Below are 26,351 nucleotides of genomic sequence, written 5' to 3' on the forward strand. Positions count from 1 at the left end.
CCCGTATGATCCGTCCGCGCCGCAGTCTGTTGTATATGCCGGGTTCCAATGCCCGCGCGCTGGAAAAGGCCCGCACGCTGCCGGCCGACGGCGTCATTCTCGATCTCGAGGATTCGGTCGCGCCCGACGCCAAAGTGGCCGCTCGCGAGCAGGTCGCCAAGGCGGTCGAGGCCAAGGGATTCGGCCGCCGCGAAGTGCTGGTTCGGATCAATGCTCTCGACACGTCGTGGTGGGCCGATGATCTTGCGGCCGCCGCGCAGGCGGAGCCGGACGGCATCCTGGTGCCGAAAATATCCAGCGTGGCGGACCTGCGCACGATCGCGGTGCGGCTCGCCCACATCAACGCCGATCCGGCGATCCGGATCTGGATCATGATCGAGACGCCGCTCGGCGTGCTGCGGGTGGAGGAGCTTGCGGCCCAGGCGCAGAACAGGGACATGCGGCTCGCCGGTCTCGTCATCGGCCCGAACGACATCGCCCGCGAGACGCGCATGCGCCTGGTGCCCGGCCGCGCACCGATGATTCCGGCGCTGATGCAATGCGTGTTCGCCGCCCATGCCTACGGCATCGACATCCTCGACGGCGTGTTCAACAATTTCAGCGACACGCAGGGCTTCGCCGCCGAATGCGCGCAGGGACGCGATATGGGCTTCGATGGCAAGACACTGATCCATCCGAGTCAGATCGAGCCATGCAACGTGGCATTCTCGCCGCCGGCCGAGGAGGTCGCGCAGGCGCGCGTCATCCTCGCCGCGTTCGAAAAGCCGGAGAACCACGGGCGCGGCGCGATCCAGATCGATGGGCAAATGGTCGAGCGATTGCACGCGGAGATGGCGAAGCGAACCGTCGCCATTGCCGACGCCATCGCCGGGGCCGGCTGACGTTCCGGTCTCGCGTTTGCTCGACGCGGTCCGCCTCGCTAGGATGCTATCGCCGATGTGAGGTCTCGCGATGCTGACGCTGTATGTCGTGCCGGGTGCGAGTTCGATGGCTCCGCATATCGCGCTGCACGAGATCGGCACAGCATTTGAGGTCGTTCCTCTCACGTTCGCCAGCGGCGCGCTGCGCCGACCGGATTTTCTGGCGCTCAATCCCGAGGGTAAGGTGCCGGTGCTGCTGGCCGAGGATCGGCCGCTGACGGAGGTCGCGGCGATCCTGTTCTATCTCGCCAGGCGCTTTCCCGATGCCGTACTGCTGCCAGATAACGACATCGAGGCGGAAGCGCAGGCGCTCTCATGGATGTCGTTCATCGCCGCGACCGTGCATCCCGCGCGACGTCAAGGGCTGGAGCATGCGAAGACGATCTATGCGATTGCCGACCAACGGCTGGGTGCGCGGCGATGGGCGCTCGGTGATCGCTATTCGATCGCCGATATCCATCTGTTCCGCTTGTACTGGCGCTTCGTCCATTCGTTGAAGCCTGCGCCCGGTACGTTTCCGAACCTCGATGCGCATTATGCGCGGATGATGGCGCGGCCGGCGGTGCAAAAGACGATCGCGGCGGAGGCTGCGATCGGCTATGACCTGCCCGCGTGAACTGGCGAGTGCCGCATCATACAAAAATGCCCGGCGTCTGCCGGGCATTTGCATCGATCGTCTGCGAACGGCGAGCGCTCACAGCCAGGGCATCAGCTCCTTGGCCTTGGTCTCGTAAGTGTCGATGGATGTCTTCTTCTCCATCGTCAGGCCGATGTCGTCGAGGCCGTTGAGCAGGCAGTGCTTGCGGTGCGGGTCGATCTCGAACTTCACCGTGCCGCCGTCCGGACCGCGGATTTCCTGCTTGGTCAGATCGACAGTCAGCGTTGCGTTGGAGCCGCGGTCGGCGTCGTCGAACAGCTTCTCCAGTTCGTCATGGGTGACGCGGATCGGCAGGATCCCGTTCTTGAAGCAGTTGTTGTAGAAGATGTCGCCGAACGAGGTCGAGATCACGCAGCGGATGCCGAAGTCGAGCAGAGCCCACGGTGCGTGTTCGCGGCTGGAGCCGCAGCCGAAATTGTCGCCTGCGACCAGGATCTTGGCATTGCGATAGGCCGGCTTGTTCAGAACGAAATCCGGGTTCTCGCTGCCGTCGTCCTTGTAGCGCTGTTCCGAGAACAGGCCCTTGCCGAGGCCGGTGCGCTTGATCGTCTTCAGATACTGCTTCGGGATGATCATGTCGGTATCGACATTGATGATCTTCAAAGGCGCCGCGACGCCCTCCAGCACGGTAAACTTGTCCATGGCGATGTTCCGTTCGGTGGCCGGGCCGGCATGACCTGCAGCGGGAGCTTGGATGGCCATGCCGTAAGGCATTATTCGGCCGAATGTTTATCCTGCCCTGAGGCCGTGGGGAAGCCGTTTGCTCTGCCCGCTACGCAACGCTGGCCTCGATCCGCTCCATATCGTCGTCCGACAGCCCGAAATGGTGGCCGATTTCGTGGATCAGCACATGCCGGACAATGTGGCCGAGGCTCTCGTCGTGCTCGGACCAGTAGTCGAGGATTGGCCGCCGGTACAGCCAGATCATGTTCGGCATCGGCTGTGGGTCGTTGTGGCTCTGGAAGGGCAGGCCCACGCCCTGGAACAGCCCCAGAAGATCGAATTCGCTCTCGATCCCGAGCGAATTCAGCACCTCGTCGGTGGCGAAATCGTCAACCCGGATCACCAGCCCCTCGCACAGGCTCCGAAAGGTCGTTGGCAGGCGTGCGAACATCGCGTGCGCCATCTCCTCCATTTCGGCGAGAGAGGGCGCCTTGGCGGCGAGCCAGTCGGGAGAGGAGGGCGTCATCTCGTCTGTTTACGGGAAGGGGGCGATACGGCCAAGGGGTGTTCAAAGCGCGCCGGACGGGTTGACCTCGCGGGCGTGATGCGGGACCGTGCGCGCCAATCGGGTCAAGGCGACAGGGCATAGCGATGCAACGGACGGGGCAGACGATGGTGGCGGGACTGGCAGGAGCGCTGGCGGCCCTTTGCATCCTGACGAGCGCGCCCGTCCAGGCGCAGGAGCGTGCGATGCAGGCGGCGCAAGGGGCGCCCGCCGTCGAGCGTTCGCTGCAGGTATCGTCGCAGTCGCGCCGGCGTCCGCCGCCGACCCGCCTGCGGATCTATCGTGAGCGCGGTTATCTTCCGCCGAATGCGGTGCGTGCCTGCAATGCCTGGTACGAGCAGGAATTTCGGCCGAGCGGCACAGTGATCGTGCCGCGCATGCGCTGCCGCTGGGTCGCGGGATAACGTTTCTCGCCGCCGTCTCGCCGACATCTCACGAAAGCGTGCTTGCGAGGCATCTTCGCGTGCGGATCATTCATGCCGCATTCACGTCGCGGAAACTAACGTCCACGGTCGGGGGAGCTTCAAGCCGGTCCGTCGCCGTCATGCTCTGATCCGAGCGGCGTTCGGATCGAGGAGGATGTCCGATGAAAAGGTTATTCGCTTTCCTCGCTGTCGCCGGGCTCGCCACACTCGCGGTCCCCACGCCCCAAGCCAGCGCCGCTGCGTTGATCAACCCCGCGGCCGGTGCGATCTCCGCGAGTTCTTCCGCTGCCGATCTGATCCTGGTCCGCGGTGGCCATGGTGGAGGCTTCCATGGCGGCGGCGGTTTTCATGGCGGCGGTTTCCATGGTGGAGGTTTCCGTGGCGGCGGCTTTCATGGTGGATGGGGCTTTCATGGCGGCCCACGTTTCTATGGCGGCCCACGGTTCTACTATGGCGGCCCGTCATACTATTATCCGAGCTACTATTACGCGGGCCCGCGCTATTGCCGCCGCGTCTGGACTGACTTCGGGCCGCGCCGCATCTGCCGCTATCGCCCCTGGTGGTGAGGTCGACGCCGGAGCGTCCCGCTCGCGCGGTGCCGGTCTGATTGAGCAACACTGATCAGACCGGTGGCGTGCCCGCGTGGTCTGGCGCCGCCGATGCATCTTGTGGAGCCTTCTTCCGGGACCTATTTTTGGCTGGTCCGGCTGGTAACTCCGCAGCCGATTGTTGCCGTATTGCGGTGTTGGTGTCTTTCCGGGTTCAGGTGCCCGGCTGGATGATGTCAGGGAGCGGCAGATCATGAGAATGTCGATCAAGATCATCGTCGGCACGGCGATCGTGGCTGCGGCATTTGCCGTCGCCAGTTTCGGCGCGAGCGCTCCGGCCGCAGCGTCCGAGATGCGTGCGGCTGGTCCGGCCGCCGAAAGGCCTTTGGAGGTCTCGGCGCGAAAACGTGCCGTCAAGCGCCAGCGGGCGACGAGCTTGCGCGTGTCGCGCCTGTCGCGGCGCGCGGCGGAGCCGCCGAATCCGGATCGCCCTTACTACCGGCCGGTCCCGAGCTTTTACCCGTTCGCGCAAGATCGCGGTTACTTCTGATCAGCTTGCAGTGATCATGAACGGAAGCGATCATGGCCGCTGCCGCTTTTCCGACGAAACTTCTGGGTAAGTCTTGCGTTGTTGGCTTTGAACAGAGGTGTGTGAGGAGCAGAGGAGCAATCATGAAACGACGACTTGGTGCGATGCTCGTCGCTGCCGCCCTGGCCCTGGCAGGGGGTGCTGCGTTGACGCCGGCCAGTGCGGCACCTGCCGGTTCGCCAGCCGGGACCGCGGCATCTCAAGACTTTGCTGCCCAGCGAGCGGCAACCGCGACGGATATAAGCGCGCAGCGGCGCTATCGACGCTACCGCTATGCGCGGCCGTATTATCGGCCTTATCCGTACTACGGCTATTACCGGCCGCGGCCCTATTACTATCGGCCGTATTACCGCCCGTACTATGCGCCCGCGCCGTTCTTCAGCTTCGGCTTCGGTCCGCGCTATTACTGGTAAGGACGTCTACGACTGAGAACGATTCAGTCGGAGATCGCGCGCAGCCGCGATCCGGCTGACCGGGCAAACGCCGGAAACAAAGAAAGAAGGGCGCACCGGCTGCGGCGCGCCCTTCTTGTTTGCCGTGTCGTGTTTGCGTAGTCGGGCTCTGTGCGGATCAGCCGGCCAGCGCCTGCATTTCCTTCAGCACCGCCGCACCCATCTGCGAGGTGTTCACCACCGTCGAGCCTTCCGACTTGATGTCGTTGGTGCGCAGGCCCTTTGCCAGCACCGCAGCGATCGCCTGGTCGACCATGTCGGCGAGCTTCGGCTCGTCGAGCGAGTAGCGCAACGCCATGCCGAACGAGGCGATCATCGCGATCGGATTGGCTGCGCCGGTGCCTGCGATGTCCGGCGCCGAGCCATGCACCGGCTCGTACATCGCCTTGCTGCGTTTGGTCTTCGGATCGATGTCGCCGAGCGAGGCCGACGGCAGCATGCCGAGCGAGCCAGTCAGCATCGCTGCCACGTCCGACAGCATGTCGCCGAACAGGTTGTCGGTGACGATCACATCGAACTGCTTCGGCCAGCGCACGAGCTGCATGCCGCCGGCATCCGCGAGCTGGTGCTCGAGCTGGACGTCCTTGTATTCGCGCTGATGCACCTGATTGACGACCTCGTGCCACAGCACGCCGGTCTTCATCACGTTGCGCTTCTCCATCGAGGTCAGCTTGTTGCGGCGCTTGCGTGCGAGATCGAAGCCGACACGGGCGATGCGCTCGATTTCGTAGGTGTCGTAGACCTGCGTGTCGATCGCGCGCTTCTGGTTGTTGCCGAGGTCGGTGATCGTCTTCGGCTCGCCGAAGTACACGCCGCCGGTCAGCTCGCGCACGATCATGATGTCGAGGCCCTCGACGACCTCCTTCTTCAGGCTGGAGGATTCGGCCAGGGCCGGATAGCAGACCGCGGGCCGAAGGTTGGCGAACAGGCCGAGATCCTTGCGCAGGCGCAGCAGGCCTGCCTCTGGGCGCACGTCGTAGGGGATCGTGTCCCACTTCGGGCCGCCGACCGCACCGAAGATCACCGAATCCGAGGCATGCGCCAGCGCCATCGTCTCGTCGGTGATGGCCACCTTGTGCGCGTCGTAAGCCGCGCCGCCGACCAGCCCTTCCTCGTACTCGAAGCGGGCCGCGCCCTGGCTGTTGAGCCAGGCGATGATGGCCTTCACCTCGGTCATCACCTCGGGGCCGATGCCGTCGCCGGCGAGAAGCAGCAGTTTGTGGGTTGCCATGGGAAGGACCTTCTAGCGTTAGTCATGACCAGCCCGGTGTCCCGACCCGGCAATCGAATCGCGAGATTGCCAGAGACATGCCGGCCATGGCGGAAGACGGGAATGCGCCGGGATTGCTAAAGGGCGCAGCCGGGCTTGGCAAGATGGGCGGCCGCATGGCCGGAACTGGCTGGCGTTCGTCCGCCGCGGGCGCTGTCGCGAACCGGGTGGCGGTGCACCATTGGCTTGCCCGACATCGGCGGGCATGATTGGCCGTCCATCGGAGCCATGTCCCTTGCCGTCTTCGCCAGCAGCTGACCAGCATCCCGCACGGCTGATCCTCACCCTGGCGCTGGCGCCGGCAATCGGCGTCGGTCTGTGCCGCTTCGCCTATTCGCTGGTCTTGCCTGATATGCGCGACAGTCTCGGCTGGTCGTATTCCGTCGCGGGTTTCATGAACACGGTGAATGCCGCCGGTTATCTTTCAGGGGCGTTGGTGGCGAGCCTGGCGATCCGCCAAGCCGGTCTGTTCCGCGCCGTCTGGATCGGTACGCTCGTCTGCATCGCCTCGCTGTTCTTATCGGCCGTGTCAGCGAGCGTGGCGGTGCTGAGTGTGGTGCGGTTCGCATCGGGCGTCGCGGGTGCGGTGTCGTTCGTCGCGGCGTCCGCACTCGCGACCAATGTCGCGCAGGCTCATCCGGCGCGCCTCGGTTTTCTGACCGGGCTGCTCTATACCGGGCCGGGCATCGGTCTGTTCATTTCCGGTCTCACAGCACCGTTCCTGCTGCAATGGTTGGGGCCCGGGTCCTGGTGGGTGATCTGGGCCGTGCTGGGCGCCATCGCCGCGCTGCTTGCTCTTGCTCTGCCGCTGGCGCGGGGCGCGCCAGAGCGGACGCCGGAGCATCTCGCGTCGGAGACGGCGCCGATCTCGCCGATGCTGGTCTACCTCGTCGGCTACTTCTTCTACGGCGCAGGCTCGATCGCCTACATGACCTTCATGATCGCCTTCGTGCGCGATGCCGGTGGTGAGGCGTTGCTGCAGAGCGCATTCTGGACCACGATCGCGATCGGCTCGTTCATCTCGCCATCGTTGTGGGCTGGCATCATCAACCGCAACCGGGGTGGCGGCGCGACGGCCATCGTTACCGCGGTCACGGCGCTTGGCGCGCTGATTCCCTATTTCACGCAGACGCCGCTGGCGCTGGCGGGATCAGCGCTCGTGTTCGGGAGCGGCTTCTTTGCGGTGACGTCATCGACGACGGCATTCGTGCGCTTCAATTTTCCGCCGCAGGTCTGGCCGCGGGCGATAGCGATGCTGACGATGTCCTTCGGCCTTGGCCAGACGCTCGGCCCCGTCGTCACCGGTGCTGTCACGGATGCTACGGGAAGCCTCAAGATCGTGCTGGCGCTGTCGGCCGCGATGCTGGCGCTGGGCGCGGCGGTCGCTGCATGCCAGCGGCCGATCGCTCCTGCGTCGCAGCGATAGGATCGCTTCCTATTTGGTGGCGATGATGCCGCAGGCGATCCGGTCGCCGGAGTTCCCGGCGGGGTCGGTCTTGTTGTCGTCGGGCCCGGCGTGAATGATGAACGAGGTGCCCTGCGGTTTGAACACGGAGTTCGGCGCATTCGGCTTCAGGGTGACGAGCTTGCTGGTGAATTCCAGCTTGGCCTCGCCAGACGCCGAAGCGGTGATGTTCGGCAGATCGCCCGCATGCGGCCCCTCCGGGGACATGGTGCCGTGCTTCTTGTGGTCGGGATTGAAGTGTGGTCCGGCGGAAGTGAAGGGCGGCTCGCAGACGCCGACATTGTGGATGTGGATCGCGTGCTCGCCCGGCGGCAGCCCGGTGACCGCAACCTTGATTAGAACGCCGTTTGCGGATTCTTCCAGATCGACGGTGCCGATCTTGGCGCCCTTGGCATCCTGCATCGCGGCCTGAGCGCTGAGATTGGTTGCGGTGGACTTCGAAGCCTGCGCGAAGACCGATGCAGAGGTGGCGGTCAGCAAAATGGCTGATAGGGCAAGAATGCGAATGGTTATGCGAATGGTCATGGGCCTCTTCCCGGAACAGATGGTGTTGTTGGATCAACGCGGCGGCGCTTGAATCGTTCAAACACGATCTGGGGGCGAGGTCGGAATCAAAGGCCGCTATAATCGTTGTAGCCCTGGTTCTCCCAATAGCCGCCTTTGTAGTCGTTGGTGACATCCAGCCCGACGACATATTTCGGGTTCTTGAAGCCGAGCCGCGTGGGGATGCGCACCTTCATCGGGTAGCCGTAGGCGCGCGGGAGGATCTGCCCGTCGAACCTGAACGTCATCTGCGTCTGCGGATGCATGGCGGTCTGCATGTCGATGGAGGTGGTGTATCCCTCGGCGCAGCGAAACCAGACGTATTTCGCCCGGCTGTCGGCGCCGATGCGTTTTAGGAATTCGCTCAGGCGCGTGCCGGTCCAGCTGCCGATCGCGCTCCAGCCTTCGACGCAAATGTGGCGGGTGATCTGCGTCTCCTGCGGTAGGGCATGAAGCTCCGCAAGCGTCCAGGGCTTCTTGTTCTCGACCAGCCCGGTGACTTCCAGCTCCCAATCGGCGGCGTCGATCTCCGGCGCGTCGTCGATGGTGTAATAGGCGTTGAAGGGGAACGGGCGGGTGATCCGGCTCTCGGGATAGGTCGGTGCCAGCGCGTTGGGGTTGAACAGCTTCGCCTGCACCGCGTCGTTGAACTTCGAGACGTGCGCCAGCAGGGTTTCCGCCGATGCGCTGTCGACGACCTCGCAGCCGGTGAGCAGCGTCAGCGCGCCGAGGCTGGCGCCGCCCGCGAGGAAGCGGCGGCGCGACAGGTCGGGCATCAGTTTCGTGGCGTCCTTCACCAGAAGCCTCTTATCGATGCCGGTGACGGTCTTGCGGAACAGGCTCATGGCTTCATTCTTTCAGCGGCCGATGATCATCGCGCGCAGGCTCTTCGGCACGACGAGCGCCATCACCACATGGACGACGAGGAAGGTAACGATCATCGCCATGGCGAAGAAGTGGACGTAACGCGCGGTGTCGTAGCCGCCGAACAGGGCGGTGAGGTATTGAAACTGTACTGGCTTCCAGATCGAAAGGCCGGACAGCACAATGAGAACGCCGACCAGAATGATTCCGGCATAAAGCAGCTTCTGCACCGCGTTGTAGGTCGTAAGATCTTCGTGGCTCAGTCTGCCGGTCAACGCGGCCTTCGCGTCGGCGGCGACCGCCGATGGCGAGATCGGCGTGAGCTTGCGGTGAAAGCGCCCGCTGATCAGCCCGAGGCTCACATAGACGAGGCCGTTGATCATCAGCAGCCACATTGCCGCGAAGTGCCACAGCAGCGCGCCGCCGAGCCAGCCGCCGAGGGTGATCGACGGGGGGAAGACGAAGTCGAACAGCGGCGAGGCATTGTAGATCTGCCAGCCGGACATGATCATCAGTACCATCGCCACCGCGTTGGTCCAATGGCAGACGCGGACCCAGACCGGATGGATCGTCCTGCTTGCAGACGTTTCAGCGGAGCGGGTCTGTTCGCGCTCACTGGCCGCGAGGCTCGACATGGTTCGTTCCCGTTGCAGCATGCGGCTGATCCCGGCGTCAGCCGGTTCGTGCCTGGTTCCCATATTCGCTGATACGGATGAAAGTTACACATGTTACGGCGGTTCGCCCATATGTGAGGCGGAATCGCGGATCAGAAATCCGTGACGGTGAGCCGTCGTGGCTGCGGCAAGATAAAGGGGGCGACCCATGTGGACCGGTCGCCCCGCATGACTGGCGTTTTGACGAATGGCTAGCGTTTGGCGAGATCAGCCCGGCAACAGCACTGTATCCACCACATGGATCACGCCATTCGCCTGCATCACATCGCCGGTGGTGACGGTGGCGACGTCGCCCTTGGCGTCGGTAACGGTCAGCTTGCCTGCCGATGGAGACTTCACAGTGATCTCGCCGCCGGCCACGGTCTTGAACTTGGCCTGACCGCCGCCGTCCTTGACCGCCTTCATCAGATTTGCGGCGGTGAGCCGGCCCGGTACGACGTGGTAGGTCAGCACGTTCGTCAGCGTTGCCTTGTTCTCCGGCTTCAGCAACGTCTCCACGGTTCCGGCCGGGAGCTTCGCGAACGCAGGATTGACGGGGGCGAACACTGTGAACGGGCCGGCGCCGGAGAGTGTATCGACGAGGCCCGCCGCCTTCACCGCAGCGACCAGGGTGGTGTGGTCCTTTGAGTTCACCGCGTTCTGGACGATGGTCTTGGACGGATACATCGGCGCGCCGCCAACCATCACCGTCTTCTCGCCTTTCGCCATGGTTTTGTCCTCGGCGAGCGAGGGCGCAGCGAAAACCGATGTCGCGAACAGCGCAGTCAAGATGGCCGCGGACAGGCTATGCTTGTGCTTGGGCATGGATCGTCTCCCGAGAGGGTTACAGGCCGGAGGTTATGCCGGCGTGGGCTCGACGGCGCTTGTGTCGGTCAGACCCGCGCAATCGCTCACCGAGCTACGGCAGGACGGCCGTTGCGGTTTCGCGGATAATTTTTCGTGAAAGCTGAAACTTTCTCGCACGCCTTCCGTGTGCGGTGATCCTTGATCTCGCCTGCGGAATGGGCGAAGACAGCGGCCGGTTTTGCAGTGCCCTGACCGCCGTTGCGCGGCCGCCAAACGAGCCAAGAAGCACAACAATGAATGCAAATCTGTTTTCCCGTCTATTCGATAGTCTGAAAGAGGCAGGCAAGCTCGCGATCGAGACGCCGGACGGCCGGCACGTCAGCTATGGCGATCTGATTGCTCAGTCGGGCCGGATGGCGAATTACCTGGTGGCGCGCGGCGTCAAGGTCGGCGACCGCGTTGCGGTGCAGGCGGAAAAATCCGTGCCGGCGCTCGTGCTGTATCTCGCCACCGTGCGCGCGGGCGCGGTCTATCTTCCGCTCAACACCGCCTACACGCTGAACGAACTTGATTACTTCATCACCGACGCCGAGCCGTCGCTGGTCGTCTGCGATCCGTCGAAGGCGGATGGCATCGCCGCCATCGCCGCCAGGGTGAAGGCGAAGGTCGATACGCTCGATCCGGCGGGCAAGGGTTCGCTCACCGACGGCGCGGCGAAGGAGAAGGCGGAATTCGTCACCGTCGATCGCAAGGACGACGATCTTGCCGCGATCCTCTACACGTCGGGCACCACCGGGCGCTCCAAGGGCGCGATGCTGACCCACGACAATCTCGCATCGAACTCGCTGACTCTGGTGGATTATTGGCGCTTCACCGACAAGGACGTGCTGATCCATGCGCTGCCGATCTATCACACGCATGGCCTGTTCGTAGCGAGCAACGTCACGCTGTTCGCCCGCGCCTCGATGATCTTCCGCGAGAAGTTCGACGCGGCCGATGTCTTGAGCCTGATGCCGCGGGCAACGGCGCTGATGGGCGTGCCGACGTTCTACGTGCGGCTGTTGCAGCAGAAGGGCCTGACGCGCGAAGCGACCAGGAGCATGCGCGTGTTCATTTCCGGCTCCGCGCCGCTGCTCGCCGACACCCATCGCGAATGGTCCGCCCGCACCGGCCACGGCATCCTCGAGCGCTACGGGATGACGGAAACCAACATGAACACGTCGAATCCCTACGACGGTGATCGCGTGCCCGGCGCTGTCGGCTTTCCGCTGCCCGGTGTCTCGGTGCGGATCACCGATCCGGAGACCGGCAAAGAGCTCGGCCGCGAGGCCATCGGTATGATCGAGGTGAAAGGGCCGAATGTCTTCAAGGGCTACTGGCGGATGCCTGAAAAGACAAAATCCGAATTCCGTGACGACGGCTTCTTCATCACCGGTGATCTCGGCAAGATCGACGAGCGCGGCTATGTGCACATCCTTGGTCGCGGCAAGGATCTGGTGATCTCGGGCGGCTTCAATGTCTATCCGAAGGAGGTCGAAAGCGAGATCGATGCGATGCCGGGCGTGGTCGAAAGCGCTGTGATCGGCGTGCCGCACGCCGATTTCGGCGAGGGCGTCACGGCCGTCGTGGTGAAGGACAAGGGTGCCGCTATCGACGAAGCGATGGTGATGCAAGCCCTCGAAGGGCGCCTCGCCAAGTTCAAGATGCCGAAGAAGGTGGTCTTCGTCGACGACCTGCCGCGCAACACCATGGGCAAGGTGCAGAAGAACGTGCTGCGCGACACCTATGCCAAGATCTATGCCGGCTAGAGCGGGTGAGCGCCCGATCCGGAGCGTCCGACGGATTAGCGTCCGAGGGGTTCAGAGCCGCCGGTGAAGCCACCCGGCCAGTCAAGGCTGCTTGAGGCCGAAGGTCATTTTCGACCGCGGATGGAACCCGGGCGCCGGCAAGACTGTTCTTAGATCGCTTAGCTGCGGCCACGATGCGTGCATCGCCGCGGGGGGCTCGGCCGGCTGACGATCGCGATCGTGGTATCGCGGCGGGCAAGAAACATAGGCCATCGCCTGAGCGAAGAGCCATTCTTCACGACATGACGACATCGCATTGATTTGCGACGGCCTGCGCAGGGGAGCGACGATGCGTGGAGGTTGATCATGGCAACCATCGATCTTGGCGTCGGGGTGCTCCCCGAGCAAGAGCACAGCAAGCAACTTCGGCGGGCCATTCTGGCGAGCACAGTTGGCACGGCGATCGAGTGGTATGATTTCTTTCTCTACAGCACGGTGACGGGACTCGTCTTCGCGCGAATGTTCTTCCCGCAGTCGGAGCCGCTGGTCGGCACACTTGAGGCTTTCGCGGTTTACGCGGTCGGCTTCCTCGCCCGCCCGATCGGCGCTGCGATCTTCGGCCATTACGGCGACCGGATCGGCCGCAAGTCGACGCTGATCGCGACGCTTTTGCTGATGGGCATCGCCACGTTCCTGGTTGCGCTGGTCCCGACCTACGACAGCATCGGCATCTGGGGTGCGGTCATCCTGACGGCGCTGCGCTTCATCCAGGGCGTCGGCGTGGGTGGTGAATGGGGCGGCTCAGTGCTGCTGTCGATGGAGTGGGCGCGGACAACCGGCCATCGCGGATTCATCGCATCGTGGCCACAGTTCGGTGTCCCATGCGGCCTGTTCCTCGCCAATCTCGCCGTGCTCGTGTTCAGCTGGCTGTCGGGCGATCAGTTCCTGACCTGGGGCTGGCGCATCCCGTTCCTCCTGAGCATCGTGCTGGTCGCCGTCGGCCTGTGGATCCGGTTGGGCATCATGGAGACGCCGATCTTCAGCAAGCTTGTTGCTGAAAACAAGGTCGAGCGGATGCCGATGCTGCAGGTGATACGCAGCCAGCCGAAGGAGATCCTGCTCTGTGCGCTCCTGCGCATGGCGGAGCAGGCGCCGTTCTATATCTTCACTGCGTTCATCTTCTCCTACGGCGTCGGCACGCTGAAAACGTCGCGCGACTTTCTGCTCGTCGCGGTGCTGTCCGCCTCGCTGCTGGCCTTCTTCGCGATTCCGTTGTTTGGCCATATCTCCGATCTGATCGGCCGCAAGCGCATGTACATGATCGGCGCGGCGACCATCGGCGTCTACGGCTTCATCTATTTCGGGTTGCTGAACACCGGCTCGGCGGCGTTGATTTTCCTCGCCATCATCCTGTCGCTAATTCCGCACAACATGATGTATGGGCCGCAAGCGGCGTTGATCGCGGAATCCTTCACCGGGCGGTTGCGCTATAGCGGCGCATCGCTGGGCTATCAGCTTGCCTCGGTGATCGCCGGCGGCCCGGCGCCTCTGATCGCCGCGTGGCTGTTCGGCCGGTATGGAACGGCCTATGCGATCGCGTTCTACATTCTCGCCTGCTCGGTGCTGAGCCTGATCGCGACCGCGCTGATGACGGACTACACTGGCAAGGATATCGAGGGCGAGTATGAATGAGCGACGACGCGCGCCATGGCTGTCGCCATTGGGTTGGAGCATGATCGCGTCCCGATCATGCTCTAACCGACCAGGCTGACGAGGAAACGCAAGCTCACCGCGAGCAGGAACAAGCCGAAGCCGACCTCGAGCTGACGCTTGGAGAGCTTATGCGCGAGCCGCACGCCGAGCGGCGCCACCAGCGCGCTGGTCGGCATCACCAGAAGTGTGCCGATCAACGAGACATAGCCCAGCGCGAATGGAAACTGCAGCGCGGCGACGGTCGGAAACTCGGCCGCGCGTGGCCAGCCCGCATAGATGTAGCCGATCGTTGCCGGGATCGAGATCAGGACCCCGAGGCCGGACGACGTCGCCACCGCCTGATGGATCGGCCGGCCGTGGAAGGTCATGAACAGGTTGGCGATCTGGCCACCACCGATCCCCATCAGCGCCGACAGGGAGCCGATGGTCAGGCCGTAGATGCTCATCATCGGATTGCCCGGCAGGTCGCCCGGCAGACGCCAGCGGTCGCGCGCGAACAGCAGGCGGACAGCCGAGAAGCCTGCGATCACGACGAACACCGTCTTGAACACCTGTTCCGGCGCATAACGGGCGACGGCGCTCGCGGCGATCACGCCGATCACCACCGGAATGGCCCAGCGCCGCAAGACGCTCATATCCACCGCGCCACGCGCCCGGTGCGCGCGAAACGAACTGATCGACGTCGGGATAATGATTGCGAGCGAGGTGCCGACGCAAAGCGGCATTCTCACCGCTTCGGGAACGCCGACGATCCGGAAGACCTCGTAGAGGATCGGGATGACGATGGCGCCGCCGCCGACGCCGAACAGACCTGCGAAGAATCCGGTGGCGGCGCCGCCGGTCACCAGCGCGACCGCGAGCCAGATCAGTTCCGAGGTGGGGAGGGCGGTGGCCATTGGCTTTCAAGCATCCGGGCTTCCGAGCATCTGGGATCTCCAGATACCCCGGTTGGTGCGGTGGGTTATCCGATTCGTCCCGCCGGGCGGGCCGTGCCCGTTGGATAAGAGCCTGTCAACAGCGGGCAGGCAGGGTTGCGAATTTGCCGTCCCATGGACTTTAGACAGGTTCAATTCTTCGTTGCGCTGCTGGCCTCGAATTCGTAAGAGAGGGCTTGCCGCTTTTGGGACAAATTGTCGGTTTGGCAAGGCTTTTTGTGCTGAAAACGGCCGTAGACACAGACATTCAGCCAAGGCGTTGCCGTTAAGGCGACGTCAATACGACACCGGTCAAACCAACGACCCTGAACATCAACGGTCCGATGGCTCCTCAAATCGAACGTCCGCTTTCGCCCTTCATGACCTATCGCTGGACGCTGACGATGGCGATGTCCATCGGTCACCGGGTCACCGGCATAGCGCTCTACGCGGGAACCCTGCTGCTGGTCTGGTGGCTGCTCGCCGCAGCGTCCGGCCCGCCGGCCTATGCGACGTTCCAGGGCTTCATCGGCAGCTGGTTCGGCCGGCTGATCCTGTTTGGATATACCTTTGCGCTGATTCATCACTTGCTCGGCGGTGCGCGGCACTTCATCTGGGATCTGGGCTATGGTTTCGGCCCGAACGAGCGTGAATGGCTGACGCGGGCGGCGCTGATCGGCTCGATCTCGGTCACCGTGATCCTTTGGATCATCGCGTTTGCGGCGGGAGGCCTGCGATGAGCGGAAGCAAAACTTCGATGCGCACGCCGCTTGGCCGGGTGCGCAGCCTCGGCTCGGCGAAGGCTGGAACGGGGGATTTTTGGCGGCAGCGGCTGACGGCGATCGCCATGGTGGCGCTGATCATTCCGGTGATCGTCATCGTCATGATGCTGCTGGGGCGCAGCCATGCGGCGGCGATCCAGATTCTCGGCTCGCCGTTCGTCGCCATCGTCTTGATCCTGTTCATCATCGCCAGCGTCTGGCACATGAAGATCGGCATGCAGGTGGTGATCGAAGACTACGTGCATGACGAGAAGCTGAAGCTCGTCACGATCATCGGCAACAACTTCTTCTCGGCGGCGGTAGCCTTGGCTGCGGTCTACGCCATCCTCAAGCTGTCGTTCGGGGTTTAGTGCAGTGGCTCTGCGGCGCTTCCAGCGTGGCGTATGGCTCGCAAGAGCGCCGTTGAAGTCCTGCTGCTGCACGACCACCCTCCACCTTCCAGTGTCCTTTCGAATCCTAAGTTCGCGCGAAGGGCACGGTCACGTTAGGCGAACTTTGGATTCAGGGCACTAGCGCATGGCGTCTCAGGGCAACGGTGCGGCTGCCATCAATGGCAGCGCTTACAAGTTCGAGGATCACACCTACGACGTCGTCGTGGTGGGAGCCGGTGGCGCAGGCCTGCGCGCCGTGGTCGGGTGTGGCGAGGCCGGTCTTCGCACCGCCTGCATCACCAAGGTTTTCCCGACCCGCTCGCATACGGTGGCGGCGCAGGGCGGTATCTCGGCGGCGCTCGGCAACATGCACGAGGATAACTGGCGCTGGCACATGTACGACACCGTGAAGGGGTCGGACTGGCTCGGCGACCAGGACGCGATCGAATACATGGTGCGCAATGCACCGGAAGCGGTCTACGAGCTCGAGCACTGGGGCGTGCCGTTCTCGCGCACCGAAGATGGCAGAATCTATCAGCGCCCGTTCGGCGGCATGACGATCGACTTCGGCAAGGCTCAGGCCCAGCGTACCTGCGCCGCCGCGGACCGGACCGGTCACGCCATGTTGCATACGATGTACGGCCAGGCGCTGCGTCACTCGGCGGAATTCTTCATCGAGTTCTTCGCCATCGATCTGATCATGGACGCCGAGGGCGCCTGCCGCGGCGTGATCGCGCTCAAGCTCGATGACGGCACGCTGCATCGTTTCCGCGCCCAGACGGTGATCCTCGCGACCGGCGGCTACGGCCGCGCCTACGCGTCCTGCACCTCCGCACATACCTGCACCGGCGACGGCAACGCGATGGTGCTGCGCGCCGGCCTGCCGCTGCAGGACATGGAGTTCATCCAGTTCCACCCGACCGGCATCTACGGCTCGGGCTGTCTCGTCACCGAAGGCGCGCGCGGCGAGGGCGGCTATCTCGTCAACGCCGAAGGCGAGCGCTTCATGGAGCGCTACGCGCCGTCGGCGAAGGATCTCGCCTCGCGCGACGTCGTTTCGCGCGCGATGACCATCGAGATTCGCGAAGGCCGCGGCGTTGGCAAGCAGAAGGATCACATCTTCCTGCATCTCGACCATCTCGATCCGGCCGTGCTGCATGAGCGGCTGCCGGGCATCTCGGAATCGGCGAAGATCTTCGCCGGCGTCGATGTCACGCGCGAGCCGATCCCGATCGTGCCGACGGTGCACTACAACATGGGTGGCATCCCGACCAACTTCCACGCCGAGGTCGTCACCCGCAAGAACGGCGACGACAACCTTGTCGTGCCGGGCTTGATGGCGGTGGGCGAGGCGGCCTGTGTCTCGGTGCATGGTGCCAACCGCCTCGGCTCCAACTCGCTGATCGATCTGGTCGTGTTTGGCCGCGCTGCAGCGCTGCGCTGCGCCGAGAAGCTCGAGCCGAATGCCAAGCAGCCCGAGCTGCCGGCCGGTTCGTCGGACCTCGCCTTGAGCCGTCTCGACAAGTATCGCCATGCTTCGGGGGGCACTCCGACCGCCAAGCTGCGCGCGGCGATGCAGAAGGTGATGCAGACCAACTGCGCCGTGTTCCGCACCGGCGAAGTGCTGACCGAAGGCGTCAAGCTGATCAACGAGGTCTATTCGGGCGTCGGCGATCTCGCCACCTCCGACCGCTCGTTGATCTGGAATTCGGATCTGGTCGAGACGCTGGAGTTCGACAACCTGATCGGTCAGGCGGTCGTCACCATGAACTCGGCGGCCAACCGCACCGAAAGCCGCGGCGCGCATGCGCGCGAAGACTTCGCCGACCGCGACGATGCGAACTGGATGAAGCACACGCTCGCCTGGTTCGAGGACACCGGCAAGGTGACGCTCGAATATCGCCCGGTTCACAACTACACGATGACCAATGAAATCCAGTACATCGCGCCGAAGGCGCGCGTGTACTGATCTCGAAGCTCTCGCCAGGAAAGCCCCATGGTTCAGTTCAATCTTCCGAAGAACTCCAAGGTCACCGAAGGCAAGACTTGGCCGAAGCCGGCCGGCGCCACCGAGACACGCGAATTTCGCGTCTATCGGTGGGACCCCGATGACGGGAAGAACCCGCGCGTCGACACCTATCATGTCGATCTGCACGACTGCGGACCGATGATTCTGGACGGCCTGATCTGGATCAAGAACAACATCGATCCGACTCTGACCTTCCGCCGCTCCTGCCGTGAAGGCGTCTGCGGTTCCTGCGCCATGAACATCGACGGCCAGAACACGCTGGCCTGCACGCGGGCGATGGACGAGGTCGATGCGGGAGCGATCAAGGTCAACCCGCTGCCGCATCAGCCGGTGGTGAAGGATCTGGTGCCCGATCTCACCAACTTCTACGCCCAGTATGCGTCGATCGAGCCGTGGCTGAAGACCACGTCGCCGACACCGCAGAAGGAATGGCGGCAGAGCCACGAAGACCGGCAGAAGCTCGACGGCCTTTACGAATGCATCCTGTGCGCCTGCTGCTCGACCTCGTGCCCGAGCTATTGGTGGAACAGCGATCGCTTCCTCGGTCCGGCGGCGCTGTTGCAGGCGAGCCGCTGGGTCAATGACTCGCGTGACGAGGGCACCGGTGAGCGGCTCGACAATCTCGAGGATCCGTTCCGCCTCTATCGCTGCCACACCATCCTGAACTGTGCGAAGGCCTGCCCGAAGGGGCTCAACCCCTCGAAGGCGATCGCCGACCTCAAGCTGAAGATGGTCGAGCGGCAGGTCTGAGTTGAAATCTGTCATGCTCGCGAAAGCGAGCATCTCGCCAAGTCGATGATCCTCATGGTGAGGAGCCGCAACGCGGCGTCTCGAACCATGAGGCCGCTGACGTCGCTGTCTCGTCCGAGACGGCCGCTGCGCGCCGCCTCGGAGCCTGACTCAAAGGGCAGCCCATCGGTCAGGCTCTCAGGATAAGGCAGGACGAGCACATGAGATCGCTCTCCCCTTGCCCCGCAGGCGGGAGAGAGGCGCGAACCCGCAGCAGTAGTGCCTAAAGCCGTAGCGTGCCTTCGATGCAGGTGACCACGCTGCCGCCGATCCAGATGTCGTCGCCGTCGCGCTGCACATGCACGCGGCCGCCGCGCCCGAGCGCAGTGCCCTGGCTGGCCACATAGGCTGCCGGCGCGATACCCCTGCCGATCAGCCACTGCGCGATACCGGCGTTCAGGCTGCCGGTCACCGGGTCCTCATCGGCGAGGGTCGAGACAAACGCGCGGACCTCGAACTGCGCCTCGCAGCCGTCCTTCGCCACATCCCATGGAGCGACGACGCCGAGCTTGAGCCCCTTCAGTGCCGGATAATCCGGCTTGATCGCCAGCACCTCGGCACGGCTGCCGAGCATCACCGCTACCCAGCCCGGTCCGTTGTCGATCCATTGCGAAGCGATGATCGCCTGCGGCTGAATGCCGAGACCTTTCGCAATCACGTCGAGGGTCTCGCGTTCGACGTCACCGGTGCGCCGAAGCGGCGGCGCTGCGAACGCAAGCTGCTCGCCATCGCGTTTGATCCTGACGAGGCCGACGCCGCATTCCTGGACGATGTCGGCCCCCTTCGGTTTGCCACCGGCATTGAGCCAGACCTGGCAGCTTCCAAGTGTCGGATGTCCGGCGAACAGCAGTTCGCGTTCGGGAGTGAAGATGCGGACGCGGTAGTCAGCCCCGGATGCTGTCGGTCGCAGCAGAAATGCCGTCTCGCTCAAATTGGTCCAGTTGGCGAGCGCGGCCATCGCCGCATCGGACAATCCGTCCGCGCCGATCACGACCGCGAGCGGATTCCCCTTGAGCGCAACAGTCGTGAACACATCGACTTGCTGAAAGGCGAATGACGTCATCGGAAGTCGTCCCGTCATGTGCTGCTCACGGCGTGCAGCCCAGGCGCTGCAATGTGGCATCGACCCAGCTTCGGTCGCTGCGCCCCTCGCGAATGGCGGCAAGCTGGGTGATCTCGGCATCGTTCTTGGCCTTCGCGGCCTTGTAGATCGTCTCGGCCAGTGCGAACGGCACGCAGAGCACGCCGTCGCCATCGCCGATGATCAAATCGCCGGGCTCGATCACCATGCCGTCGATGGCAATGGCGCCGTTGATCTCGCCGGGGCCGTCCTTGTAAGGGCCGCGATGGGTGACGCCCGCCGCGTAGACGGGAAACCGGCCGGCATGGATCGTATCGTAATCGCGGATAGCGCCATAGATGACCAGCCCGGCAAGGCCGCGGGTTTCCGCATGCGCCACCATCATCTCCCCGATCAGCGCGTTGGTGAGATCGCCGCCGCCGTCGACGACGATGACGTCGCCCGGCTGGGCCAGATCGAGCGCCTTATGGATCATCAGGTTGTCGCCGGGACGGGTCTTCACGGTCAACGCCGGGCCCGCGAGCACGCCACCCGCATGCATTGGCCGCAGGCTCGCGCCGCCGGCCGTCATGCGTGCCATCGAATCGCTGATGTTGGCGACCGGAAGTCGGCGAAACCTGTCGACCATGCCCTCGTCGATTCTCCGCATGCGCTTGGCGATCTGAAATCCGATCATCATTCACCCCTGCTTGGTCTCGGTCGTGCCGACCCAGCCGAAAGAACCTCGTCAATGAGGCTCGCTGCCGCGACACCGCATCGGTCGGTCATGCTAGGATGCGGGCGACGTTCCGACAATGGAGAGGCTCATGATCGATCACATTGGCTTTCCGGTCTCCGACTATGCGCGGGCAAAGGCGTTCTACAGCCAGGCGCTGGCGCCGCTGGGTTATGGGCTGATCATGGAGGTGCAGCAGAACGAACATGACGCCCCGGCGGCGGGATTTGGCAAGGGCGGCAAGCCGGATTTCTGGATCGGCGGCGAGGGGGGCCTCGGCAAGTCCGTGCACATCGCGATCGCGGCGGACGAGCGATCGGCCGTCGATGCGTTCTACCGTGCAGCGATCGCGGCGGGCGGCCGGGACAACGGTGCGCCCGGTCTCCGCACGCATTATCATCCGGATTACTACGGCGCGTTCGTGCTCGATCCCGATGGCCACAACATCGAGGCGGTGTGTCATAAGCCGGGATGAACGTCGTTCCGAACCTGTGCCCGGTTCATGCGTCCGGATCGATCATTGAAATGCCGGCAGAACGAAGATCGCGATGTTCGCCACGAGTGCGAGCGCATAGACGATCGATCGCGCGGTCGCGGCGTCATTGACGTAGAGCACTGCGTGCATGGCGCGCAGTACGATGTAGAGCGCCGCAAGGATGTTGACGGTGTTGATCGGCGTGCCTGACACCACCGCGATGATCACCGCCGCAGCGAAGAACGGAAAATTCTCGTAGGCGTTCTGATGAGCCGCATAGGCGCGTCGCTTCGCGGGCGGTAGGTCGTCGATGCCTTCGCGAGGATTGTGATTGCTGTTCTGCGTACCGGCCTTCGCGTAGCTCACGATGGCGAGCGGCATCAAGGCTGCGATCAGGACGCACCAATAAGCGAGCGGCATCGAATCCTCTCCAACGTGACGCAAGTTCGGTCGCCGTTCCGTGGAGTTTCTCCGCGTGCTTGTCAATTGCCGTCATGCGCGATCGCATCGCATTAAGGCCATATTGTCGCGGCGCGCCTTTCGCGTTTCGCGAATGCTGCATGTGCGCTGTCGATGAATGAGTGCTGAACATGCAACCGCATGTGAAGAAATTTGCCTGGCACGCTGCCATAATGCGGCCCTCAACAGTGACGTTGATAGCAACGCGCACGGATGTCCCTGGAACTGTTGCGCACGTCACTTGTTGTTCATTCAGGGATTGCTGGGGTTGATATCACCATGGCTCGATTTCGTTTCATCCTGTTGGCGACGACGGCTGTCTCGGCGCTTGCATTGACGCATGGTGCGCAAGCGAACGACGCGCGCACCATCATCGCGCAAGCGCAGCCTGATGAAGGCAAGGGACCTCCAGGGCAGGCGAAGCAGCCTCGCGAAACGCCGAAGACGGCGCCTGCACAACCTTCGCATCCTGCCGCTCCTCCCGCTGCGCGGCCTGCACCACCCTCACCGCCTGCGGCAACGCCGCCTGCCGCGCCGCGTCCGGCCGCACCTCCGCCTCCGCCGCCGCCTCAACAGAAGGCTCCGCCGCCGGTTGCCGCGCCTCCGCCGCCTGCCCAGAAGTCCGCGCCGCCTCCGCCTCCTGCGGCTCACCCGCAACCGAAGGTGCCGCCAGCGGCAGCTCCGCCTCCGGCTGCGCGTCCGGCGCCGTCTCCTGCCGCCCCTGCGCCGACACCGCCGCCACAACAGAAGTCGGCTCCGCCTCCGGCCGCGCCGGCCGTTCCGCCCTCACAGCAGCAGAAGGCTGCACCGCCTGCCGCGCCTACGCCCGCGCCTGGTGGAGCGCCTGCGCCGGGGACGAAGGCCGCGCCGCCGGCTGCACCGGCTCAAACAGCACCGTCGCAAGCGACGCCACCGGCTTCGCCCGCCCCTGCACCGGCGCCGGGTCAAACCGAGCGGCGGGAGGGCCCGCGCGGGTCTGGTGGTCCCGGCAGTGGTCTTGGTGGTCAGGGAAGGCCGCCGCAGGGTGCTGGTGGGCCGCCACCTGCAGGAGCACCCGCAGCGCCGGGAGCCGCTCAGCAGCCGGCTCCCTCCACCGCCACGTCTCCACCTGCAGCGCCTGCGCCCGGTGGCGTGAAGGGGGCCACGCAGCCACAGGCCCCCGCGCCGGGTGCCGCTCCGCAACAGCAGGGCGGTCAACCGCCCGGCGGCGCCAAGGCGGCCGTCCCGCCACCGCCGCCCACGGTCGCTGCCCCGTTGCCGCCGCCGCCTTCGGTTTCGACCGCGGCGCCGATCGCGCCGGGCGCAAAGGAGCCGCGTCAGCTCGACAGCTTCCGCTCGCAGCGCCGCGAGGTGCAGGAGGGCGGCCGCACCATCATCAACGAGCCTGGCCGTATCATCGTGCGGGATCCGAGCGGGCAGTCGTTCGTGCGTCACAACGAGATCGACCGCTTCCGCTATGGTGCGCGTGACGTGCAGGTGCAGCAGCGTGGCGGGGAGACCCGCACCGTGATCGTCAGGCCCGACGGATCGCAGATCATCACGACCAGCGATCGGGATGGACGGCTGCTCCGCCGCATCCGACGCGATTCCCATGGGCGCGAGATCATCATCATCGACGATAGCGTTCGTCCGCGGCCTGGACCGGGAGTAGGAGGCATCGCCGCGGGTGTCGCGGCGGGTGTCGCCGGGGCGGTGATCGGCGGTTACTACGTCAACCTGCCGCCGCCGGTGGTTCGCATCCCGCAGGACCGTTACATCGTCGAGGCGGAGAGCGCCGACCCGGATCTGATCTACGAGACCCTGGTGGCGCCGCCGGTGGAGCGAATCGATCGTCGCTACAGCCTCGACGAAATCCGCTACAGCCCGATGGTCCGCGATCGCATGCCGCGCATCGATCTCGACACCATCACGTTCGACACCGGCTCGTGGGAGATCACGCCCGATCAGGTGCAGAAGCTGGCCGCGATCGCCGAAGGCCTCAACCGGGCCATTTCCCGCAATCCGCGCGAGGTGTTCCTCATCGAAGGTCACACCGACGCGGTCGGCTCCGACGTTGACAACCTGTCGCTGTCGGATCGGCGCGCGGAAGCTGTGGCTCAGGCGCTGACGGACTCGTTCAACGTGCCCCCGGAGAACCTGACCACCCAGGGCTACGGTGAGCAGTACCTGAAGGTGCCGACGCAGGAGCCTGAGCGGGCGAACCGCCGCTCGACCATCCGCCGGATCACGCCACTGCTCGCAGGAGCAAATCAGGTCCCGCCGCCGCCTCCGCCGGGCGCAGCGCCGCCGCGGCGCTGACATCCGCAATCAAACCATCACATCGGCGCGCTGCAGGACAGCGCGCCGATTTCTTTGAGGCTCAGACCGCGGGTTTGATGCGATCGATTCGTCCGGCAACGGCGCGAATCGTGCCCGGCGATGCCATCCAGATCGCCAGCACCGAGAGCAGGCTGATGACGACGCCGAGCCAGAACGCGAGCGTATAGGTTTCGAGCCTGTCGTGCAGGACACCGGTGATCCAAGGGCCCGCCGCGCCGCCTGACAGGCCGGCCAGCGTCAGCGTTCCGTAGATGCTGCCGAAGTGCTTGCCCTCGAAGATCTCCATCGCCACCGCACCCATGATCGAGGTGAAGCCGTAACCGAGAAAGCCTTGGGTTGCGATCATCAGATACAGGAGCGGCAGAGAGGGCGTCCGTTCGAGGGCGATCAATGCGAGAAAGCAGGCCGCGAAGCCAACGCTGCTTATGGTCCAGACCCATTCACGGCCAATGCGATCCGAGAGATGGCCGAGCCAGATCTGCCCCGGGACGCCGATCAGGCTGACGAAGCCGAGCGCCCATGCAGCGGCGGTGGCCGAGAAGCCGATCTCGGTAAGGNATTTCGTCTGATGAATCTGTACCGCGTACCAGACGTACAGGCCGCAGAAGTAGGTCAGGGCCAGCCACCAGAAACGCTGCGTGCGGACGGCGCGGGACAGCGTCCACTCCGTCGAGGCCCAATCGGCATCGACGATGTTCGACGCACGGGTTGCGCCTGGCGCCGGAGCAGCATCGCCATCCGGCTGCAATCCGAGATCCTGCGGGCGCTTGCGCAGCAACAGGTTGATCGGCACCAGCACGAGCAGGATCAGAATGCCCAGCATCCAGCACGACGCGCGCCATCCACTGCGCTCGATCAGGGTCTGCATCCAAGGCAGCAACGTGATCGATCCGACGCCGACGCCTGCGAAAGCGATGCCGATCGCGAGCCCGCGCTTGCGAACGAACCAGTTCGGCAGAAACAGCGATTGTCCGGAATAGCCGAGGCAAACGCTGCCAGCGCCGACCAGGACGCCGATGGTCAGGTACAGATGCCAAGGTTCGGTCGTCAGCGGTGCCAGCAGAAAACCCGCGGCCATCAGCAGCACGCCGATCTCCATCACCATGCGCGGACCGGTGCGATCCATCAGCTTGCCGATCAATGGACTGAAGATCGCCGACATCACGAAGCCGAACGAGAAGGCGCCGGCGGTGACACCGCGCGGCCAGCCGAATTCGTCGATGATCGGTGAGAACAGCAGGGAGAACGAGGTTCGTGCGTTGACGCCGATGCCCATGGTCACGAAAGTCACCGCGACGACGAGCCAGCCATAGAAGAACGGAAGCCGCATGCTGGAAGGTCTTCGTTAGGGAGGAGAAGGAAAGGGCAGCGTAGGATCAGCGTAGCTTGCCGCGCGCGGCAACCGGTAGCGTGCCGATGATCTCGTCGCCACGCACCATCACCACCTCGTCGACCATATTGACGACCACGCAAACGTGGTTCGGGATGATACGCACGACATCCCCGACGTTCGGCCGCGTGTTGCTTTGGGCGAGATCGAGGAAGCCGTGTTCCTCGGCGAAGCGCGCGATGCGCGCTTGCGGATGTTCGAGGATCAGCCCATAGCCGTCGAGTCCGCCGCCAGGGTCGGCGGTCAGCGTTTTCGATCCGGCATCGAGGATGCCGCGGTCGGCCGCGGCACGGCTGACGACGGTGGCGTAGATCTGCAAGGCGCAGTCGTCCAGTGTGGCGACGCCGGCGGCGACTTGCATCCGGTCGTTATAAATGTAGGTGCCTGGGCGATGTTCGGTGGCGCCAACGAGCTTGCCGAGGTTCTTCATGTTCGGCGATCCGCCCGTAGATACGATGCTGGCGTTAAGCCCCAGCGCCCGCACGCCGTTGAGCGCCTCGTCGTAGAATGTCTGCGCCTCGCGCCAGCCGGTTTCGGTGGGGTACAGCATGAAGCCCGCGAAGCTGAGGCCTTTGGTGGCGGCGATCTGTCCCGCCAACGCGATGGCTTCGGCAACCGTCTCGACACCTGCACGCTTGCGGCCGGTATCGCATTCGACCACCACGGACAGCGGACGCTCGGCGAGTTCAGCAGCCCGTTGCAGCCCGGCGACCACCGTCGGATTGTCGGCCGCGACCGTGACGCTCGCCCGGCGCATCAGCGCGGCGAGGCGCGCCATCTTCTCCTCGCCGATCAGATTGTAGCTGATGAGAATGTCGTCGAGGCCACCATCGACCATCACCTCGGCCTCGCCGAGCTTCTGGCAGGTTATGCCCTTGGCGCCTGCATCCCGTTGCAGGCGGGCGAGATAGGGACTCTTGTGGGTCTTGATATGCGGCCTGTTGGCAAGGCCCGCAGCATCGCATTGGGCCTGGATCCGGGCGATGTTGCGCTCCACGCGGTCCATGTCGATGACGACGGCAGGGGTGCCGTAGTCGCGAGCGATCTTCAAAGCAAGCGGTGTAGACACAGACAGCTCCCGGGCGCAGCACGACGCGCGCATGGC

29 protein-coding genes are annotated in these 26,351 nt (G+C 64.3%); 15 read left to right on the top strand and 14 right to left on the bottom strand.

Annotated elements, in window-relative coordinates:
• Nucleotides 1-5 precede the first annotated feature (5 nt).
• Together X566_RS09540 and X566_RS09545 are read left to right on the top strand one after the other, a co-directional pair.
• A complete protein-coding gene (locus tag X566_RS09540) occupies nucleotides 6-881 on the top strand; it encodes a CoA ester lyase (protein WP_034465551.1) in 876 nt (291 codons plus the stop codon).
• A 70-nt stretch (nucleotides 882-951) separates the two neighbouring features.
• Nucleotides 952-1,536, top strand: coding sequence for a glutathione S-transferase family protein (locus X566_RS09545; RefSeq protein ID WP_034465553.1), 585 nt, complete (start codon nucleotides 952-954; stop codon nucleotides 1,534-1,536).
• Nucleotides 1,537-1,614: 78 nt separating this feature from the next.
• Here the strand turns inward: X566_RS09545 and leuD are convergent, their stop codons facing one another.
• Both leuD and X566_RS09555 read right to left on the bottom strand, forming a co-directional pair.
• Complete coding sequence (gene leuD, locus X566_RS09550) at nucleotides 1,615-2,220, bottom strand: 3-isopropylmalate dehydratase small subunit (protein ID WP_034468255.1); 606 nt, start codon at nucleotides 2,218-2,220, stop codon at nucleotides 1,615-1,617.
• A 130-nt stretch (nucleotides 2,221-2,350) separates the two neighbouring features.
• Nucleotides 2,351-2,767 carry a metallopeptidase family protein gene (locus X566_RS09555; RefSeq protein ID WP_034465555.1) on the bottom strand — a complete coding sequence of 139 codons (417 nt, stop codon included), beginning with the start codon at nucleotides 2,765-2,767 and terminating at the stop codon, nucleotides 2,351-2,353.
• A 125-nt stretch (nucleotides 2,768-2,892) separates the two neighbouring features.
• On the opposite strand from X566_RS09555, the gene X566_RS09560 reads away from it, so the two are divergent.
• From X566_RS09560 to X566_RS09575, 4 genes are all read left to right on the top strand, one after another.
• Nucleotides 2,893-3,210 carry a hypothetical protein gene (locus X566_RS09560; protein ID WP_051443977.1) on the top strand — a complete coding sequence of 106 codons (318 nt, stop codon included), beginning with the start codon at nucleotides 2,893-2,895 and terminating at the stop codon, nucleotides 3,208-3,210.
• A gap of 182 nt (nucleotides 3,211-3,392) precedes the next feature.
• Nucleotides 3,393-3,797, top strand: a complete 405-nt coding sequence (locus X566_RS24290; protein WP_081740113.1) for a hypothetical protein — start codon at nucleotides 3,393-3,395, stop codon at nucleotides 3,795-3,797.
• A gap of 235 nt (nucleotides 3,798-4,032) precedes the next feature.
• The gene (locus X566_RS09570; RefSeq protein ID WP_152539833.1) at nucleotides 4,033-4,329 is read left to right on the top strand and encodes a hypothetical protein; all 297 of its coding nucleotides are present in this window, start codon (nucleotides 4,033-4,035) and stop codon (nucleotides 4,327-4,329) included.
• A 122-nt stretch (nucleotides 4,330-4,451) separates the two neighbouring features.
• The gene (locus tag X566_RS09575; protein ID WP_034465566.1) at nucleotides 4,452-4,781 is read left to right on the top strand and encodes a hypothetical protein; all 330 of its coding nucleotides are present in this window, start codon (nucleotides 4,452-4,454) and stop codon (nucleotides 4,779-4,781) included.
• Between the two features lie 157 nt (nucleotides 4,782-4,938).
• On the opposite strand, the gene leuB is transcribed toward X566_RS09575, so the two are convergent.
• Entirely contained in the window at nucleotides 4,939-6,051 is a 1,113-nt protein-coding gene (leuB, locus tag X566_RS09580; RefSeq protein WP_034465568.1) for a 3-isopropylmalate dehydrogenase, read from the bottom strand.
• Between the two features lie 274 nt (nucleotides 6,052-6,325).
• Here leuB and X566_RS09585 point away from each other — a divergent pair, with 274 nt between their 5' ends.
• Nucleotides 6,326-7,516 carry a YbfB/YjiJ family MFS transporter gene (locus tag X566_RS09585; protein WP_034465571.1) on the top strand — a complete coding sequence of 397 codons (1,191 nt, stop codon included), beginning with the start codon at nucleotides 6,326-6,328 and terminating at the stop codon, nucleotides 7,514-7,516.
• A gap of 9 nt (nucleotides 7,517-7,525) precedes the next feature.
• Here X566_RS09585 and X566_RS09590 read toward each other — a convergent pair whose 3' ends face one another.
• From X566_RS09590 to X566_RS09605, 4 genes are all read right to left on the bottom strand, one after another.
• Nucleotides 7,526-8,080: a superoxide dismutase family protein gene (locus X566_RS09590; protein WP_034465573.1), complete on the bottom strand. Its 555-nt coding sequence runs from the start codon at nucleotides 8,078-8,080 to the stop codon at nucleotides 7,526-7,528.
• Nucleotides 8,081-8,166: 86 nt separating this feature from the next.
• Nucleotides 8,167-8,943 carry a molybdopterin-dependent oxidoreductase gene (locus X566_RS09595; protein WP_034465575.1) on the bottom strand — a complete coding sequence of 259 codons (777 nt, stop codon included), beginning with the start codon at nucleotides 8,941-8,943 and terminating at the stop codon, nucleotides 8,167-8,169.
• A gap of 12 nt (nucleotides 8,944-8,955) precedes the next feature.
• Nucleotides 8,956-9,597, bottom strand: a complete 642-nt coding sequence (locus X566_RS09600; protein ID WP_034465578.1) for a cytochrome b/b6 domain-containing protein — start codon at nucleotides 9,595-9,597, stop codon at nucleotides 8,956-8,958.
• Between the two features lie 246 nt (nucleotides 9,598-9,843).
• Nucleotides 9,844-10,440 (bottom strand): fasciclin domain-containing protein, encoded by a 597-nt coding sequence (locus tag X566_RS09605; RefSeq protein ID WP_034465580.1) that lies wholly within the window; start codon nucleotides 10,438-10,440, stop codon nucleotides 9,844-9,846.
• A gap of 275 nt (nucleotides 10,441-10,715) precedes the next feature.
• Here X566_RS09605 and X566_RS09610 point away from each other — a divergent pair, with 275 nt between their 5' ends.
• The gene (locus tag X566_RS09610; RefSeq protein WP_034465583.1) at nucleotides 10,716-12,230 is read left to right on the top strand and encodes a malonyl-CoA synthase; all 1,515 of its coding nucleotides are present in this window, start codon (nucleotides 10,716-10,718) and stop codon (nucleotides 12,228-12,230) included.
• A gap of 345 nt (nucleotides 12,231-12,575) precedes the next feature.
• Nucleotides 12,576-13,901, top strand: coding sequence for an MFS transporter (locus X566_RS09615; protein WP_034465587.1), 1,326 nt, complete (start codon nucleotides 12,576-12,578; stop codon nucleotides 13,899-13,901).
• A gap of 62 nt (nucleotides 13,902-13,963) precedes the next feature.
• Here the strand turns inward: X566_RS09615 and X566_RS09620 are convergent, their stop codons facing one another.
• Nucleotides 13,964-14,818 (bottom strand): sulfite exporter TauE/SafE family protein, encoded by an 855-nt coding sequence (locus X566_RS09620; RefSeq protein ID WP_034465589.1) that lies wholly within the window; start codon nucleotides 14,816-14,818, stop codon nucleotides 13,964-13,966.
• A 362-nt stretch (nucleotides 14,819-15,180) separates the two neighbouring features.
• On the opposite strand from X566_RS09620, the gene sdhC reads away from it, so the two are divergent.
• The 4 genes from sdhC to X566_RS09640 all read left to right on the top strand — a co-directional run bounded on the left by sdhC (nucleotide 15,181) and on the right by X566_RS09640 (nucleotide 18,768).
• The gene (gene sdhC, locus X566_RS09625) at nucleotides 15,181-15,576 is read left to right on the top strand and encodes a succinate dehydrogenase, cytochrome b556 subunit (RefSeq protein ID WP_034465593.1); all 396 of its coding nucleotides are present in this window, start codon (nucleotides 15,181-15,183) and stop codon (nucleotides 15,574-15,576) included.
• Nucleotides 15,573-15,968, top strand: coding sequence for a succinate dehydrogenase, hydrophobic membrane anchor protein (gene sdhD / locus X566_RS09630; RefSeq protein ID WP_034465595.1), 396 nt, complete (start codon nucleotides 15,573-15,575; stop codon nucleotides 15,966-15,968). Before sdhC ends, sdhD begins: the two co-directional genes overlap by 4 nt.
• Before the next feature lie 166 nt (nucleotides 15,969-16,134).
• Nucleotides 16,135-17,958 carry a succinate dehydrogenase flavoprotein subunit gene (sdhA, locus tag X566_RS09635; RefSeq protein ID WP_034465600.1) on the top strand — a complete coding sequence of 608 codons (1,824 nt, stop codon included), beginning with the start codon at nucleotides 16,135-16,137 and terminating at the stop codon, nucleotides 17,956-17,958.
• A gap of 27 nt (nucleotides 17,959-17,985) precedes the next feature.
• Nucleotides 17,986-18,768 (top strand): succinate dehydrogenase iron-sulfur subunit, encoded by a 783-nt coding sequence (locus X566_RS09640; RefSeq protein ID WP_034465603.1) that lies wholly within the window; start codon nucleotides 17,986-17,988, stop codon nucleotides 18,766-18,768.
• Nucleotides 18,769-19,030: 262 nt separating this feature from the next.
• Here the strand turns inward: X566_RS09640 and X566_RS09650 are convergent, their stop codons facing one another.
• Both X566_RS09650 and X566_RS09655 read right to left on the bottom strand, forming a co-directional pair.
• Nucleotides 19,031-19,870, bottom strand: coding sequence for a PhzF family phenazine biosynthesis protein (locus X566_RS09650; protein ID WP_034465610.1), 840 nt, complete (start codon nucleotides 19,868-19,870; stop codon nucleotides 19,031-19,033).
• Between the two features lie 25 nt (nucleotides 19,871-19,895).
• Nucleotides 19,896-20,567: an RraA family protein gene (locus X566_RS09655; RefSeq protein WP_034465612.1), complete on the bottom strand. Its 672-nt coding sequence runs from the start codon at nucleotides 20,565-20,567 to the stop codon at nucleotides 19,896-19,898.
• A gap of 127 nt (nucleotides 20,568-20,694) precedes the next feature.
• On the opposite strand from X566_RS09655, the gene X566_RS09660 reads away from it, so the two are divergent.
• Entirely contained in the window at nucleotides 20,695-21,078 is a 384-nt protein-coding gene (locus X566_RS09660; protein WP_034465614.1) for a VOC family protein, read from the top strand.
• A gap of 42 nt (nucleotides 21,079-21,120) precedes the next feature.
• On the opposite strand, the gene X566_RS09665 is transcribed toward X566_RS09660, so the two are convergent.
• Complete coding sequence (locus X566_RS09665) at nucleotides 21,121-21,498, bottom strand: MAPEG family protein (protein ID WP_034465617.1); 378 nt, start codon at nucleotides 21,496-21,498, stop codon at nucleotides 21,121-21,123.
• Nucleotides 21,499-21,907: 409 nt separating this feature from the next.
• Complete coding sequence (locus X566_RS25500) at nucleotides 21,908-22,345, bottom strand: hypothetical protein (RefSeq protein ID WP_343213054.1); 438 nt, start codon at nucleotides 22,343-22,345, stop codon at nucleotides 21,908-21,910.
• A gap of 323 nt (nucleotides 22,346-22,668) precedes the next feature.
• Here X566_RS25500 and X566_RS25505 point away from each other — a divergent pair, with 323 nt between their 5' ends.
• The gene (locus X566_RS25505) at nucleotides 22,669-23,835 is read left to right on the top strand and encodes an OmpA family protein (protein ID WP_343213055.1); all 1,167 of its coding nucleotides are present in this window, start codon (nucleotides 22,669-22,671) and stop codon (nucleotides 23,833-23,835) included.
• A gap of 61 nt (nucleotides 23,836-23,896) precedes the next feature.
• On the opposite strand, the gene X566_RS09675 is transcribed toward X566_RS25505, so the two are convergent.
• A complete protein-coding gene (locus tag X566_RS09675; protein WP_034465624.1) occupies nucleotides 23,897-25,186 on the bottom strand; it encodes an MFS transporter in 1,290 nt (429 codons plus the stop codon).
• A 46-nt stretch (nucleotides 25,187-25,232) separates the two neighbouring features.
• Nucleotides 25,233-26,315 carry a D-TA family PLP-dependent enzyme gene (locus tag X566_RS09680; RefSeq protein WP_034465627.1) on the bottom strand — a complete coding sequence of 361 codons (1,083 nt, stop codon included), beginning with the start codon at nucleotides 26,313-26,315 and terminating at the stop codon, nucleotides 25,233-25,235.
• Nucleotides 26,316-26,351 lie beyond the last annotated feature (36 nt).

The sequence above is a fragment of the Afipia sp. P52-10 genome, from assembly GCF_000516555.1.
In the GTDB taxonomy this organism is placed as follows: domain Bacteria; phylum Pseudomonadota; class Alphaproteobacteria; order Rhizobiales; family Xanthobacteraceae; genus P52-10.